Source organism: Paenibacillus thalictri (genome assembly GCF_004307995.1).
In the GTDB taxonomy this organism is placed as follows: domain Bacteria; phylum Bacillota; class Bacilli; order Paenibacillales; family NBRC-103111; genus Paenibacillus_AF; species Paenibacillus_AF thalictri.
Genome location: NZ_SIRE01000005.1, coordinates 148,370 through 163,438, shown reverse-complemented (window position 1 = coordinate 163,438; position 15,069 = coordinate 148,370). Strand labels below are relative to the sequence as shown.

At 51.4% G+C, this 15,069-nt stretch carries 15 protein-coding genes; 7 read left to right on the top strand and 8 right to left on the bottom strand.

What is annotated here, in order from left to right:
- Positions 1 to 69 precede the first annotated feature (69 nt).
- Complete coding sequence (locus EYB31_RS07265) at positions 70 to 873, bottom strand: DUF4352 domain-containing protein (protein WP_131012627.1); 804 nt, start codon at positions 871 to 873, stop codon at positions 70 to 72.
- A gap of 198 nt (positions 874 to 1,071) precedes the next feature.
- Between EYB31_RS07265 and EYB31_RS07260 the strand changes: the two genes are divergently transcribed.
- Positions 1,072 to 1,278 (top strand): hypothetical protein, encoded by a 207-nt coding sequence (locus tag EYB31_RS07260; RefSeq protein ID WP_131012626.1) that lies wholly within the window; start codon positions 1,072 to 1,074, stop codon positions 1,276 to 1,278.
- An 87-nt stretch (positions 1,279 to 1,365) separates the two neighbouring features.
- Here EYB31_RS07260 and glnA read toward each other — a convergent pair whose 3' ends face one another.
- The 5 genes from glnA to spoVK form a co-directional block, all read right to left on the bottom strand.
- Positions 1,366 to 2,703 carry a type I glutamate--ammonia ligase gene (gene glnA, locus EYB31_RS07255; protein WP_131012625.1) on the bottom strand — a complete coding sequence of 446 codons (1,338 nt, stop codon included), beginning with the start codon at positions 2,701 to 2,703 and terminating at the stop codon, positions 1,366 to 1,368.
- A 280-nt stretch (positions 2,704 to 2,983) separates the two neighbouring features.
- On the bottom strand, positions 2,984 to 3,394 hold the full coding sequence (locus tag EYB31_RS07250) for a MerR family transcriptional regulator (RefSeq protein ID WP_131012624.1): 411 nt from the start codon (positions 3,392 to 3,394) through the stop codon (positions 2,984 to 2,986).
- A gap of 113 nt (positions 3,395 to 3,507) precedes the next feature.
- Entirely contained in the window at positions 3,508 to 4,758 is a 1,251-nt protein-coding gene (locus tag EYB31_RS07245; RefSeq protein ID WP_131012623.1) for a methionine gamma-lyase family protein, read from the bottom strand.
- A complete protein-coding gene (gene hflX / locus EYB31_RS07240) occupies positions 4,748 to 6,070 on the bottom strand; it encodes a GTPase HflX (protein ID WP_131012622.1) in 1,323 nt (440 codons plus the stop codon). The genes EYB31_RS07245 and hflX overlap by 11 nt, the downstream gene beginning before the upstream one ends.
- Positions 6,071 to 6,088: 18 nt before the next feature.
- On the bottom strand, positions 6,089 to 7,036 hold the full coding sequence (spoVK, locus tag EYB31_RS07235) for a stage V sporulation protein K (RefSeq protein WP_131012621.1): 948 nt from the start codon (positions 7,034 to 7,036) through the stop codon (positions 6,089 to 6,091).
- A gap of 319 nt (positions 7,037 to 7,355) precedes the next feature.
- On the opposite strand from spoVK, the gene EYB31_RS07230 reads away from it, so the two are divergent.
- From EYB31_RS07230 to EYB31_RS07205, 6 genes are all read left to right on the top strand, one after another.
- On the top strand, positions 7,356 to 7,805 hold the full coding sequence (locus EYB31_RS07230) for a MarR family winged helix-turn-helix transcriptional regulator (RefSeq protein WP_131012620.1): 450 nt from the start codon (positions 7,356 to 7,358) through the stop codon (positions 7,803 to 7,805).
- A gap of 66 nt (positions 7,806 to 7,871) precedes the next feature.
- Entirely contained in the window at positions 7,872 to 8,858 is a 987-nt protein-coding gene (locus EYB31_RS07225) for an ABC transporter ATP-binding protein (protein ID WP_131012619.1), read from the top strand.
- Positions 8,855 to 9,973: an ABC transporter permease gene (locus tag EYB31_RS07220; protein WP_131012618.1), complete on the top strand. Its 1,119-nt coding sequence runs from the start codon at positions 8,855 to 8,857 to the stop codon at positions 9,971 to 9,973. The genes EYB31_RS07225 and EYB31_RS07220 overlap by 4 nt, the downstream gene beginning before the upstream one ends.
- 56 nt (positions 9,974 to 10,029) lie before the next feature.
- Positions 10,030 to 10,473, top strand: coding sequence for a DUF6526 family protein (locus EYB31_RS07215; RefSeq protein ID WP_131012617.1), 444 nt, complete (start codon positions 10,030 to 10,032; stop codon positions 10,471 to 10,473).
- Positions 10,474 to 10,612: 139 nt separating this feature from the next.
- Positions 10,613 to 11,404, top strand: a complete 792-nt coding sequence (locus EYB31_RS07210; protein WP_165452279.1) for a GNAT family N-acetyltransferase — start codon at positions 10,613 to 10,615, stop codon at positions 11,402 to 11,404.
- 246 nt (positions 11,405 to 11,650) lie between these two features.
- Positions 11,651 to 12,520 (top strand): SDR family oxidoreductase, encoded by an 870-nt coding sequence (locus tag EYB31_RS07205; RefSeq protein ID WP_131012615.1) that lies wholly within the window; start codon positions 11,651 to 11,653, stop codon positions 12,518 to 12,520.
- Between the two features lie 77 nt (positions 12,521 to 12,597).
- On the opposite strand, the gene ilvD is transcribed toward EYB31_RS07205, so the two are convergent.
- Positions 12,598 to 14,289: a dihydroxy-acid dehydratase gene (gene ilvD / locus EYB31_RS07200; RefSeq protein WP_131012614.1), complete on the bottom strand. Its 1,692-nt coding sequence runs from the start codon at positions 14,287 to 14,289 to the stop codon at positions 12,598 to 12,600.
- A 19-nt stretch (positions 14,290 to 14,308) separates the two neighbouring features.
- Complete coding sequence (locus EYB31_RS07195) at positions 14,309 to 14,974, bottom strand: GntR family transcriptional regulator (protein ID WP_131012613.1); 666 nt, start codon at positions 14,972 to 14,974, stop codon at positions 14,309 to 14,311.
- Positions 14,975 to 15,069 lie beyond the last annotated feature (95 nt).

Genomic DNA, 15,069 nt, shown 5'->3' with positions numbered 1-15,069 from the left:
ACAAGCTCCGGTGGAGGGCTTTGTTGTTTAAACGAAAAATCACTCCGACGCCGAAACTTTAGGGTAAAATTATTTAGTAGAAAACCATACTCCACCTGTCCCGTCGTATTTTCGACCAAACGTGATTACTGGACTTGCATCATCTTTTTTAACCTGGAATGCCACCCAACCGCTATGTGATGCACCGGAATACAAGCTTGTTCTGATGCCAGGCTCTAAACTTGCTATTACCTGCTCATAGTCTCTCCCCTCACTAGATACAAGTGTAAAGTTTACAGAGGATATATCGATTTTCGCGCCTTCCTTTTTATTCTCATCTACTTTAATCGATACTTTCGCGAGGAGATATTCGTAACCGTCTTTTGGCTTGCTATTAAATTTGTTGTCGGTATAAACTTTTTTCCAAGCCTCTTCACCACGAATTACTGCGTCTATGGAAATAGTGCCTTTATAGCTATCCAGCAAGCTATCCACATCATAATTGAAAGCGCTCCCCATCTTCCCCGGATTTGTCCGAGATGTTTTTGCTGTATTCGAATCCGTTTTAATGTTAGTTTCCTGGGGGGCTGCTTTCGTGGCCGCATCGGATCTAGCAAGGGACATCGTCTGTGTAACATCATCCCAGCCTACTTTGACTCCAAATGCTTCCCCGACCGCTCTTGCCGGCAAATACGTGCTGCCGTTATACGTAATTGGATAAAGTATCTTGCCTTCTTCGTCGATAGCTGTCCACAATTTACCGTTAAGCGAAATATTCAGCCCTTTGTTAACATAAGCTCTAATTTCCTCCAAGTTTGTTGCAGCAAAAGCGCCTATCGACATTGAGACGACAGCCACAGATGTAATAAGTCCAACTGCGATAATTTTTTTCAATGATTACAACTCCCTTGTTTGGTTATATTTTCCTATATATTATAATTTATAAACGACAAGAAAGGCTAAAAGTTTCATAAAATAATTGTCTCGGAGCTAGATGAACAGGAAGCTTCACTTTATCTATAATTTAATATAGACTTTTTTACCTAAATATGGATAATTTGAACTAGGCTATAAGATTGGAGGTGAACTATATTGAAAAAGCCTATCGGATATTTATTAGGCATTGCGATTGTTTCCTCTTTACTCGTACCAACAGCTGCTGAAGCTAAACGGTATAACCCGAATCATGGTCCCACCCATAAAGTAAGCGGGTATACAAAGAAAAATGGCACGCAGGTAAAGTCTTATGACCGCACAAAAGCAAACCATACCAAGCGCGATAATCTTTACATTGATTAGTGTTCAAATGTATTAGTTACAGAACAAAAAAAAGCAGTGAGGAATCCCTCCTGCTTTTTTGCATTTATTCATACTGGTTTTGCCCAATTAATAAAGCGACATGTACTGATCCCGTTCCCAAGTGTGAACTTGCGTACGGTAAATATCCCATTCGATTTCTTTCAACTCGATAAAATGAGCCAAAGCGTGTTCGCCAAGCGCATCGCAAATCACATCGTCGCGCAGCATTTCGTCAAGCGCTTGCTTGAGATCAAGCGGAAGGCTCGGAATGCCCTGGTCTTCGCGTTCTTCTTCGGACATCACATAAATATTGCGGTCCGTAGGAGCCGGCAGATGCATTTTATTGTTGATGCCGTCCAGTCCTGCTTTCAGCATAACGGCCAAAGCCAAATAAGGGTTGGCGGCAGGATCGGGATTGCGCACTTCAACACGGGTGCTGATGCCTCTGGATGCCGGAATACGGATCATCGGACTGCGGTTGCTTGCCGACCAAGCTACGTAACAAGGAGCTTCGTAGCCCGGTACAAGCCGCTTGTACGAGTTGACGGTCGGGTTCGTCACAGCCGCGAAAGCACGCGCATGGCGCAAAATACCCGCCATGTAATATCTGGCTTCGGCGCTTAAGCCCAGCTTGTCGCTTTCATCGTAAAAAGCGTTGACTTTGCCGCGGAAAAGCGACTGATGGCAGTGCATGCCCGAACCATTTACGCCAAACAGCGGCTTCGGCATAAAAGTTGCATGCAAGCCGTGCTTGCGGGCAATCGTTTTGACGACAAGCTTGAATGTTTGAATCTGGTCCGCCGCCTTCAAAGCGTCGGCATATTTAAAGTCGATCTCGTGTTGGCCCGGAGCCACTTCGTGGTGGGAAGCTTCGATTTCGAAGCCCATTTCTTCCAAGGTCAAGACGATTTCACGGCGGCAATTTTCGCCAAGGTCGGTAGGCGCCAGGTCAAAATATCCCCCCTGGTCATTAAGCTCTAGCGTCGGGTTACCCTTCTCGTCGGTTTTAAATAAGAAAAATTCCGGCTCAGGACCAACGTTCATCGCCGTATAGCCCATTGCTTCAGCTTCACGGAGCGCATTTCTCAAGATACCGCGGGGATCACCGGCAAAAGGATTTCCGTCCGGCATATAAATATCGCAGATCAGACGGGCTACGCGATCTTCAGTAACCCATGGGAAAATGACCCATGTGTCCAGATCGGGATATAAATACATATCGGATTCCTCGATACGAACGTATCCTTCAATCGAGGAGCCGTCAAACATCATCTTGTTGTTGATTGCCTTCTCCAGCTGGCTTACGGGAATTTCCACGTTTTTGATCGTCCCCAACAGGTCGGTAAACTGAAGGCGAATAAATCTGACGTTCTCTTCCTTGGCGATGCGCAGTATATCTTCTTTGGTAAACTTTTTGTCACTCATTGTAAAATCTCCTCCTGAGAGTTTTGCGCCAGCAAAACTGGCTGCGTAAGCGTTGCTGAGTTTTGCGCCAGTAAAACTGGCCGTGTAAGCATGAATGTGCTCTGCGCCTGTCAAAAAAACAGCTGCGTAGATGCCGCTGAATTATTGCACATGCGCTTGTGTCAAACTTAAGGTATGAACACTAGAATTGTAAGAATTGGCTTAGCAAGTATGTACAATAGAGAGCATGCCCGAAGCAATCGAACCGCAGGTACATGCCCTCATGAACACGTGAGCTTTTTTAATGAAAGAACCGGGATAGCTCCCCTTGGATGAGAGAAACTTGGCCGGGACGCTTGCCGCCGCCGAGCAGTTGCTGCTTGAGCATCTTGTGAAGTTGGGAATCGGTCATTTCCTTGCGTTTGACTTCCGTTTGCTCGGTAATGACGGTCGCTTCCTCCGAATCCTTGGATACCGGCAGAAGCACTTGCTTAATTCCCGCGATGTTAACGCCTTTTTCAATCAAATCTTTGATTTCGAGCAGACGCTCGACATCGTTAAATGAGTATAGGCGTTGATTGCCTGCCGTACGGGCAGGTATAACCAATTCATGCTGCTCGTAATACCGGATTTGCCTGGCCGTCAAGTCCGTCAGCTTCATTACGATGCCAATCGGAAATAACGCCATATTTCTGCGGATATCATCACCCATAACCTATCACTCCTGTGTAGTGAGAACGTATTCCTATTGTAACCCTCTCACAAAAACGTGTCAACATATGTTAGGTTTTTGGACTATGTGATATTAAATTACAATAGTAAAAATTACAGCAGGCCACGGTCAATCAACTTTTGCAGCGCGGTGAGTACCCCAAGCTTACAATGGGAATAAGTTAACCCGCCTTGCATGTATGCGATATAAGGCTCCCGAATCGGGGCGTCCGCGGAAAGCTCAAGACTGCCGCCTTGAATGAACGTTCCTGCCGCCATGATGACAGGATGCTCGTAACCGGGCATGTCCCACGGTTCCGGTGTAACATGGGAATCAACGGCCGCAGCTTGCTGTATCCCCTGCACGAACGCGATCAGATGCGACGCGCTGGTAAACCGGACGGCCTGAATCAGGTCGGTGCGCGGATCGTTCCAGCGGGGATGGCTTTCAAAACCAAGCTGCTCAAACAAAGCCGCGGCAAACACCGAACCTTTCACGGCTTGCCCAACCAAATGCGGCGCCAGGAACAAGCCCTGGAACATAGAACGGGTCGTGCCCAGCATGGCTCCGACCTCGCCGCCGATTCCCGGCGCGGTTAGCCTGTACGAGGCGAGCTCCACATAGCGGCTTTTCCCGGCGACATAACCGCCGGTAGGCGCGATACCGCCTCCCGGATTTTTAATCAGCGAACCTGCTATCAGATCCGCCCCAACCTCTGTCGGCTCCGTCTGTTCGGTAAATTCGCCGTAGCAGTTGTCGACAAACACGATGACATCGGATTTGATTTCCTTCACAAACCGGACCATCTCACCGATCTGTTCCACCGTAAAAGAAGGCCGCCAAGAGTAGCCGCGCGAACGCTGAATCGCCACTACCTTCGTTTGCGGCGTGATCGCACGTTGAATAGCCGGGTAATCGGGAGCTCCGTCTGCAAGCAATGCCACCTCGTCGTAACGGATGCCAAAGTCCTGCAGCGAGCCTTTCCCGTCGCCCGGCTTACCGATTACCTTGTGCAATGTATCGTAGGGCCGCCCCGTTATGGACAACAGCTGGTCGCCGGGACGCAGCACGCCAAACAAAGCCGTGCCTATCGTATGAGTGCCGGAAACAAAATGAGGCCGCACCAGAGCGGCTTCGGCCCCGAAAACATCCGCGTAGACGAGGTCGAGCACTTCGCGTCCGCGATCGTTGTATCCGTATCCGGTTGACCCGGAGAAATGATAATCGCTCACTTTATGCTGCTGGAAAGCGCGGATCACCTTCCACTGGTTAAAATCAATAATGCGTTCGATGTCCCGCAATTTCGGTTCGATCAAACGCTCAGCCCGCTCCTGCAGCGAGCTGATGCGCTCATTAAACTTCATGATCCACTAGCTCTCCCTTATCTCGTATCGTCGATTCGTCGTATTTGGCTAACATGTAGCCATGTTTTTCGTATTCCTTGTTATTGACTCTGACTTTAAACAGCATGTCGTCGCCGTCCAGCCCGTTTTCCAGCACGTCGCCCACGCGGTATACGAGGGAGATGACATCGCCTTTTTCCGCCGGGATACGGAACGTTTTATTGTCCCCCATCAGCTTCTCCTGAACGGCGAACTTCAGCTTATCCAAATCCGCGGCAACGTAAGCCGATATTTTCAGGAAATCGCCCTCCGTCGACAGCAGTTCCACTTCCGCGGGATCGCACAGATCGAGTTTATTAAACAACGTGAGCCGCTCCTGATGCGCACCCAGTTCGGCCAATACTTGATCGACCACCTTCATCTGAACTTGGCGCATTTCCGCCGAGCTGTCAACAACGTGTAAAATCAGATCGGCTTCGCACACCTCTTCCAGCGTCGCCCGAAACGCCGCAATCAGGTCATGAGGTAAATTCTGGATAAAACCGACCGTATCGGTCAGCACGATTTCTTTGCCGCTAGGCAGCTCCATCGTACGCGAGGTCGGATCCAGCGTCGCAAACAGCTGGTTTTCGACGTATACGTCGGCATGGGTCAATTGCTTGAGCAGCGTCGATTTGCCGGCATTGGTGTAGCCCACCAAAGCGACTTGAAAAATGCCCGTTTTCTTACGGCGTTCCCTATGTAAGGTACGGTGGCGTTTGACTTCCTGGAGCTGGCGTTTCAGCTCGCTGATGCGGTCGCGGATGTGCCGGCGGTCGGTTTCCAGCTTGGTTTCGCCGGGACCGCGGGTACCGATGCCGCCCCCCAGACGCGACAAGTTTTTGCCTTGCCCCGAAAGCCGCGGCAGCAAGTAGCTAAGCTGAGCTAGTTCCACCTGCAGAATCCCCTCGCGGGTGCGGGCGCGCTGCGCAAAAATATCGAGAATCAGCTGGGTGCGGTCAATTATTTTGACGTCCAGGAACGCCTCCAGGTTGCGAACCTGAGCGCCGGAAAGCTCTTGGTCGAAAATCGCCGTGGTGGCCCCAAGCTCCCCAATCTTCGCCTTCAGCTCCTCTGCTTTCCCTTTGCCGACAAACCATTTCGTATCCGGCGATTCTTTATTTTGCGACATCGTATCCAATACCGTTACGCCCGCCGTTTCGGCTAGGCTAATCAGTTCGTGCAGTGAATAAGCCGCTTCCTCGTCGCTCAACCTCAAGTTATTCGTAATCAAGCTGACCAAAATTGCTTTGTCTTCCATCGTTTCGTTTGTTTCGTGGCTCGTTTTTTTCATATAAGTTAACGGATCTCCTTATTTTTTGTCAAATCGGACGTCCTCGGGACGAATGGTCATCAATTCCTGCCTTGACGGCTGCTGCGTATGCTGATTAAGCAACCGCACCGCGTGATGCCGCATCGCTTTCTCGATAATATTGCGCACATACCGCGCATTGCTGAACGACATGGAATCGTTCATCTTCTCCTGCGTAATATGCTGGCGCAGCTTCATCTCCGTCTGCGGCACAAGCACATACTCCCTTTCCTTTATCATCAATTCGGCGATTTGCATCAGCTGGTCGACGGTATAGTCGGGAAAATCGATTTGGATCGGAAAACGCGAAGGCAGCCCCGGATTGGTCCGCAAAAAAAACTCCATTTCCTCGGAGTAGCCGGCCAAAATCAGAATGAACTGATTTTTATGGTCCTCCATTGCCTTCACTAACGTATCGATCGCTTCTTTGCCGAAATCTTTTTCGCCGCCGCGTGCTAAGCTGTAAGCTTCATCGATGAACAAAATGCCGCCGAGCGCTTTTTTCACCATATCCCGTGTTTTTTGCGCGGTGTGCCCAATATATTCGCCGACGAGATCGGCCCGCTCCACCTCGATCAGATGCCCTTTGCTGAGCACGCCCATCGTCTGAAACAGCTTGGCGATCATCCGCGCCACCGTCGTCTTGCCGGTTCCCGGATTGCCCTTAAACACCATATGGTAAACTTGCGAACCCGAAGCAAGTCCCGCCACCGCACGATAACTGCCGATTTGCAGCAATGCGTAAATTTCAAAAACGATTTCTTTCACGTTATCCAAACCGATCATCCGGTCCAGCTCTTTCATAATTTCGCCGAACTGCCCTTGCTGGGAAAGCGGTTTTGCCGGAAACGGCGTTTCCGATTCGACAGACGCCGCAACGGATTCGGGGTTGCGCAGCACCACGTTAATTTGGCGGGCATTTCTGGTGATGTTGATGTATTCGGCCATTACACGCCACTCCCTCTTTACTTGGTCATAGCATTATACGCATGAGCCCAGATATTTGTGAGTGGTTCGCCCATTATGCCAAAATATTTTCATGATTGATTATACCCCGCCCAAAGCGGAAACATTAAGAAAAAATTTCTAAACTTAAATTATCGGCGAAAATGCAGCGTTTTTGCCGATTGTTATTATCACTGAGTATACCTTCCGGGCACCATACTTTCAATGAACACGTCTGTGGTTGACTTTGATTTGGAAAATCGATACAATCGATTTATTACCATTTTGAAAATATTTATTCTTGAAAGAAAGGGAGGTTCAAGTGGAAGAACTCACGAATCACGTGCAGGCAGACCGGGTGCGCGAGTTCATTTTGTTCATCGGGGACAGGGTGAAACAATGCTCGCAAAGCTTTGAACAGGACTGCCGGCTATCGCACCACGAAAGCAGCGTGCTGTTTGCGCTCATGCAGGACGGTCCGCTGGCCGTCAAAGATATCGCCGCACGGCTGGAAGTCAGTTTAAGCACGCTGACCCGCATTCTGGACAGCTTGGAGCAGACCGGCTATGTCAAACGCAATATGGACCCGAAGGATCGGCGGAGCTTTATTATCACGCTGACCGCCGACGCAGAGCGGATGCTTGAAACGTTCCCCGCTCAGATGAACAAGATCGCTCTGGAAATGCTGGATTCGCTTACCGTAGCCGAAAGACTGATCCTTCTGGAGCTGTTTGCCAAGATGAAAGCCACCATGATCAGCCGATCCGAATAATCCGAAATACTACCATATAGAAATTATTTTATAAAGAAATGAAATCGCATTACGAGGTGAGATGGGATGGCAGAAAGCCAACTGCAGCATGAGACGGCACCCAACGGCAATCATGTGCCGATTATTGAAGTTCAAGGATTGCTGAAGCGGTATGAAGACCATACGGCGGTGAAAGGCATCGATTTTACCGTTATGCAAGGTGAAATCTTCGGACTGCTCGGTCCCAACGGGGCTGGAAAAACAACAACGATGGAAATGATTGAAGGGCTTCGCAAGCCCGATGAAGGCTTCGCCAAGGTCGCCGGCTTCGACACGCTGACGTCGCTGAACAAGGTGAAGGAAGTCATCGGCGTGCAGCTGCAGTCGACATCGCTGTTCGAGCTGCTGACCGTGCGGGAAATCATGAACATGTACGCCAGCTTTTACAAGAAGTCGCTGCCGGTAGAGCCGCTGCTGGAGCAGATGCTGCTGACCGACAAAGCCAAAGGAAGAGTCAAAAGCTTATCCGGCGGCCAAAAACAAAGACTTGCGATTGCGCTGGCGCTGCTGAACGACCCGAAGGTTGTATTTCTCGACGAACCGACCACCGGCCTCGATCCGCAAGCAAGACGCACCTTATGGGACATCGTGCTGCGCATGAAAGAGCAAGGCAAAACCATCGTGCTTTCCACGCATTATATGGATGAAGCGCATGTGCTGTGCGACCGGATCTGCCTGATGGATCAAGGCCGCATCATCGCCCTCGATACGCCGCGCAATCTGGTGCGCAGCTTGCAGTCCGACAGCGCCATCGAATTCCGGCTGGCTGCCGAAACCGTGCAGGACGCAAGCGATGATTTGCTCAGACAGCTGGAACAGCTGGACGAAGTAAAGCAGGCTGACCGCCGCGAGGATGTGTTCACCTTGTACACGGATCATTTGCAGGCCTCCCTGCTCGATTTCATTCAGTTCGCCAAGGAACGGGAACTGTCATTTTCGGACCTGCAGACAAGAACAGCCACGCTGGAGGATGTATTTTTACATATGACGGGAAGGAGCTTACGGGAAGCATGAACGCATATATTCAACTAACGCTTGCACAGCTCCGCATATTTGTCAGAAATCGCTCCGTCATCTTTTTTACCGTTTTGTTCCCGATATTGATGATGGTTGGCCTGGGCTCTTTGCTCGGAAACGGCGGTGGCATATCGCTGAATGCCTCCCTCATCGATCAGGACCGATCGGCAGCTTCCAAGCAATTTACCGATACGCTGAACGAACTTAAGATCATCACATTTGCCGAAAATGCGGATGAGCAGCAAGCGATGAGCGATTTGAAAAAAGGCGACACCCAACTGGTGATCGTCGTCCCGTCCGGTTACGGAGCCGCAATCCAAGCGGCAGGCGGCAATCCGTCCGGTACATCGGCCGAAGCCGCTCCCAAAGTGACCGTCTATTACGACGAGACCAACATGACCGCATCACAAATGGGGCTTACCATCGTCGATCAAGTGGCGGATGCGATCAGCAAAAAGATGGTCCAGTACAAGCAGCTTGTCACTGTCGACGCCAAGGGGATTCAAGCGATCAAGCTGAAGTATATCGACTTTCTGGTTCCTGGTGTAGTCGCCATGATGATTATGTCCACCAATCTCAACGGTGTCGCCGGACAAATCGCCGCTTGGCGGGAACGCGGGATTTTACGCCGGATGCAAAGTACGACGCTGAAAGCTTCCACCTTCATCGCCGCGCAAATTACCGCAAGATTGATCTTAAACGGTTTTCAGGCGCTGCTTGTGCTGGTGATCGGCAATTTATTTTTTGGCACCCAGGTGAACGGCTCCTGGCTGCTGCTGATTGCTTTCCTGATTCTCGGAACACTGACGTTTATGTCGATCGGCTTTATTATCGCCGGACTGGCGAAGACGCCGGAAAGCGCCGGACCGATCGCCGGTTTTATTTCCTTCCCGCTGATGTTTCTCGGCGGCGTATTTTTCCCTGTCAAAAACATGCCCGATTTGCTTCAGCCTTTCGTCAAGCTGCTGCCGATCACTCATCTATCGACCGCGCTGCGGCAAATCATGAACGTCGGCGCCGACCTTAGTGCCTTATGGTCGGAAGCGCTGCTGCTCGGCGGCTGGATGATCGTCGCGTTTGTCATCGCAAGTTTTACGTTTAAATGGGAGTAACGGGGCCGGACTAACCGGAGTACCCGAACCAAATAAAAAGGACCGGTGATCTGTTCATGAGTCAACCACAGCAGCAAAATTATGCCAATCATAAGCAAATTGTTCCGCTCATTCATCAGTTTATGTTACCGCTAAGCATCATTGCTGCACTTGCATCCATCGTTTATGCGATCATGTCGATCGCACAAGGCGGGCCGATCTTCATATCGCTGCTGCTGCTCGTTTCAGCGGTGTTGATGGTGCTGAGCATTATCACAACGCGCTCCTCGGCGATCCGGGTACAGGACCGGCTGATCCGCACGGAAGAAGACTTACGCCATTTCAAGCTGACCGGGCGCTGGCTCGATGCGCGCATTACTTACAAACAAGCGATCGCTCTGCGTTTTGCAAGCGATGCGGAATTTCCCGCGCTTTGCGAAAAAGCCGCCAACAAAAATATGGCCCCCGACGCTATCAAACGTGCGGTTAAAGACTGGAAAGGCGATCACTTCCGCGTGTAAAAGACGCTACAATACGGGGAACCTTCAGTTATTCAAGCCTCAGGCGCTTACTACAGTGCCTGAGGCTTTTTATTTGCCAAAATTTATGTTGTATATTTATTCATTATTATGTATTTTTATTATAAACGGAAAGGAGATTATGACTTTGATAGCAAACGGTATCGATACAAACACCGTCCAATTGCTTGAGCAGTTGGCTTTTAACACCTGGCCTGCCGCCATGCAGTGGCGTTATGGGGATTGGACGGTTCGCTGTTCCGGTGCGTTCACCAAACGCGCCAACAGCGTATTCACAGCCGGGCCGCTTCCCGGCCATGACGGCTGGCTGGAGGAAATCGAAACATTTTATAAGCGCCAGGATTTGCCGCCGCAATTCCACTTAAGTCCCGCATCCCCTGTCGGCTTGGATGAATTGCTGGAACGGTGCGGTTACAACAAAGATACGGTCACATCGGTGTATATCGCCGATTGCCGGGCTGCCGCTGAATCATTGCCGGGGACATCTCGGCTTAATACGACTATAGAAGTGCTGATCTCGGATCAGCCCAATGCTGCTTGGATCGGCGGCTTTTTGGAGGCAGAGGGGTTTCCCGAAGCGCGGCGGCCCTTCTATGAAGGCTTGTTCGCACGTATCGCGCCCCGTTCCCGCTTTATCACCGTTGTTGCTGACGGCCGCACCGCCGGCCTCGGCACCGTAGTCATCGAGCGTGGTTGGGCGGGTTTTATCAACGTGGTGACCCATCCGGCATTCCGCGGACAAGGCATCGGCAAACAGATCGTTCAACAGCTCGCAGCAGAAGCGCTTTTGCTAGGGGCCCAACGTTTGTATTTGCAAGTGGTCGCCGATAATGCACCCGCTATTGCGTTATACCAAAAGTTGGGTTTCACCTGGGCGTACGACTATCATTACCGGGTCAAGAGCGTTACATAACCTGCCGCCGAATGCTGGTTTGTACCCGCTGTACAGACTCCGAGGTAATTGGTAAATACCGCGGCAGGTAACATTTCCCAACACGCGTGATTCCCAAACACTGCTTTGCGGCCTGCGCAGCGGCCTGTCGAACACAACGTTCCGTTCAAACGTCGGCTTCAATTCTTCCGATCCGGCTGATACTTCCTCCCCTTTTTGCACACGCTAACCAAGAATGTACAATTTTGCAAAAGAGGAGTTCGCCTTATGCCAACAACTACACAAGAAAAACCGACCTTTCCCGCCCAGCATCAAAACCGGCAGCCCGGTATCGAATCCCAGATGAACCCGGCCCCCGTCTTCGAGGACGCCAAATATAAGCCGGCCGGCAAGCTGCTCGGCAAAGTGGCCGTCATTACCGGAGGGGACAGCGGTATCGGACGGGCAGTTGCCGTTACTTATGCCAAGGAAGGCGCCGATGTCGTCATTGTATATTTAAATGAACATGACGATGCCAAAGAAACGAAACGCCAAATCGAAGAAGAGCAGCGCAAATGTCACGCTATGGCCGGCGACATCGGCGACGAAAGCTTCTGCAAGCAGGTGATCGAACAGACGGTCAAACAGTTCGGCCGGCTCGACATTCTGGTCAATAACGCCGCCGAACAGCATCCGCAGCCGAAGCTGGAAGATGTGACGGCCGCTCAGCTTGAACGCACGTTCCGTACCAACGTGTTCGGTATGTTCTACATGACCAAAGCCGCGCTGCCCCACTTGAGACAAGGTGCGGCCATTATTAACACGGCGTCGATTACGGCATACGAGGGCAACGAGCAGTTAATCGATTATTCGGCGACCAAAGGCGCTGTTGTTTCGTTCACCCGCTCGTTATCGCAGCAGGTGATCGGGCAAGGCATTCGTGTCAATGGAGTCGCTCCGGGACCGATTTGGACGCCGCTCATCCCTTCCACCTTTAATGAGCAGCAGGTGTCCGTCTTCGGCTCGACATCACCGATGAAACGGGCAGGCCAGCCGGAAGAGCTGGCGCCAAGCTACGTATTTCTGGCCTGCGACGATTCCTCGTATATGGCGGGGCAAATTTTGCACGTCAACGGGGGCACGATTGTCAACGGGTAGAGTAACTATGATGTAATACAAAAGCCAGACCGAAGCCTAGTCGTCAAGCTCCGGTCTGGCTATTCTATATGCAGCCTTTATTCGAACAAGTCCGTGACCGCGCCTTTTGAAGCGGATGAAACCAGCCTCGCATACTTTGCCAGAACCCCCGATGCGGCCTTAAGCGGAGGTGCGCTCCAAGATTGGCGCCGGCGATGCAGCTCCTCCGGCGTCACTTGAAACGACAGCTCTTGCGTTTCGCTGTCGATGGTTACGTTATCGCCTTCCTGCAGCAGAGCGATGGGTCCGCCAACCTGCGCCTCAGGTGCAACATGGCCTACTACGAAGCCATGAGAGCCGCCGGAAAATCTGCCGTCAGTGAGCAGCGCGACTTCGCCGCCAAGCCCTTTGCCGACAATGAGCGCCGTTACGGACAACATCTCCGGCATGCCGGGTCCGCCCTTTGGTCCACAGTAACGGATTACCAGCACATCGCCTTTGCGAATGTCATTTCGCATGATCGCTTCCGTCGCCGCTTCTTCGCTGTCATATACACGGGCGGGTCCGGTGAAACGCAGCTTTTTCATGCCCGACATTTTCGCGATCGCACCTTCCGGCGCCAAATTGCCCTTCAGCACGACAAGCGGACCATTCAGCTTCAGTGGAGCGTCCAACGGACGAATCACATCTTGCCCTTTATGCAAAGGTTCCGCTTCCGCCAAATTTTCTGCTAATGTTTTGCCTGTAACGGTTAAACAGTCCCCATGAAGAAAACCTTGTTCCAAAAGCAGCTTCATGACACCGGGGACACCGCCGACATCGTTTAGATCCTGCATCGCGTATTTGCCGCTAGGCTTAAGATCGGCCAGATGCGGCACTTTGACGCGAATGCGCTCGAAATCGTCATACGTTAACTCCACCTGCACCGAATGCGCAATAGCGATCAGATGCAGAAAAGCGTTGGTGGAGCCTCCAAGAGCCATCACTACGGTAATGGCGTTTTCGAAAGCTTGTTTGGTCATAATATCCCGCGGACGGATTCCTTTTGCAAGCAATTCCATGACTCGTTTACCGGCTTCCGCACATTCCACTGCTTTGCCTGGCGAAATGGCTGGTGTCGACGATGAACCCGGAAGGCTGATTCCCATCGCCTCCGCCGCAGCGGCCATCGTATTGGCCGTATACATCCCGCCGCAAGCTCCCGCTCCCGGACAAGCCGTACATTCCACCTTGTGCAGCTGCTCCTCCGATATTTTGCCCTCATGGTATTGACCCACCGCTTCGAAGGCGCTGACAATATCCACTTGTTTCCCGTCCAGCCGGCCGGGTTGAATCGTACCTCCGTAGACATACACCGCAGGGATGTTCATACGCCCAATTGCCATTAAACATGCCGGGGTATTTTTATCGCAGCCGCCGATCGCCACAAGCCCGTCAAAACGTTCGGCCTGGGTGACAATTTCGATGGAGTCCGCAATCGCCTCGCGGCTGGGCAGCGAATAGGACATCCCTTCATGGCCCATCGAAATCCCGTCGGAAACCGTAATCGTATTAAAAATAAGCGGCGCCCCGTTATGCTCCCTGACGCCTTCTTTTGCCGCAACAGCAAGTCCGTCGATATGCATATTGCAGGGGGTTACCTCGCTCCAGGTGCTGGCCACGCCGATCATCGGCTTTTTGAAGTCTTCGTCCTGGAAGCCGACCGCACGCAGCATCGCACGGTTCGGAACCCGGTTTACCCCTTCGCTGATCACTTTACTGCGGATTCTCAAATCCTTATCTTCTTCCATCCCGCTCACCCTTTCACCTTCAGATCAAAGCGTACAATTCGTGCATCGGCCTGATTAAATTTTGCTTCATCATGGCGGCAGCCGCAGCTCCATCTTTGTTCTCCAAGGCTTGAATAATCAAAGCGTGTTCTTCGACCGACGTTCGGGTCGACGTCATCGCCTGCTTGAGGAACACGTATTTGAACCGCCGAATATGGATCTGCAGCGACGCGCTGAATGAAGCAACGTAAGGATTGTCCGATGCTTCCACGATCAGGTTATGAAACTGCTCATCGAGCTCCATCGCCTGATACGGCTGCGCGTTTTCAATCGCCTGGGCAAACTGCGCGTTTAACCGCTTCAGCGTCTCAATTTGATCCGGCGTGATAACGGGCGCCGCGCTTTCGGTAGCAAGCGAATGGAGAGCCGCCAGTGTCGGATACATGTGCAGCACATCGTCTTTCTCGATGCCGGTGACCTTGGTTTCCTTGCCCGGCTGCATCGTCACTAGTCCTTGCACTTCGAGCAGCTGCAGCGCTTCACGGATCGGGGTCCGGCTGACAGCCAAAGATTCCGCGAGTTCGGCGTCAATTAACTTCTCCCCCGGTCCAAGCGTTCCGTCGATGATCCATCTCTGTATTTGTGAAAAAGCTCTTTCCTTAGCAGACATGCGAATCGGCGTGGAAAAATTTTTAGGAATCGGCATATGATCATCCTTTCTGATTCATTTGTTATATGCAATATATCGCATACATATATTCAATGCAAGGTTTTTTTGCAAAAAAAAGAACAGCCCGCCCC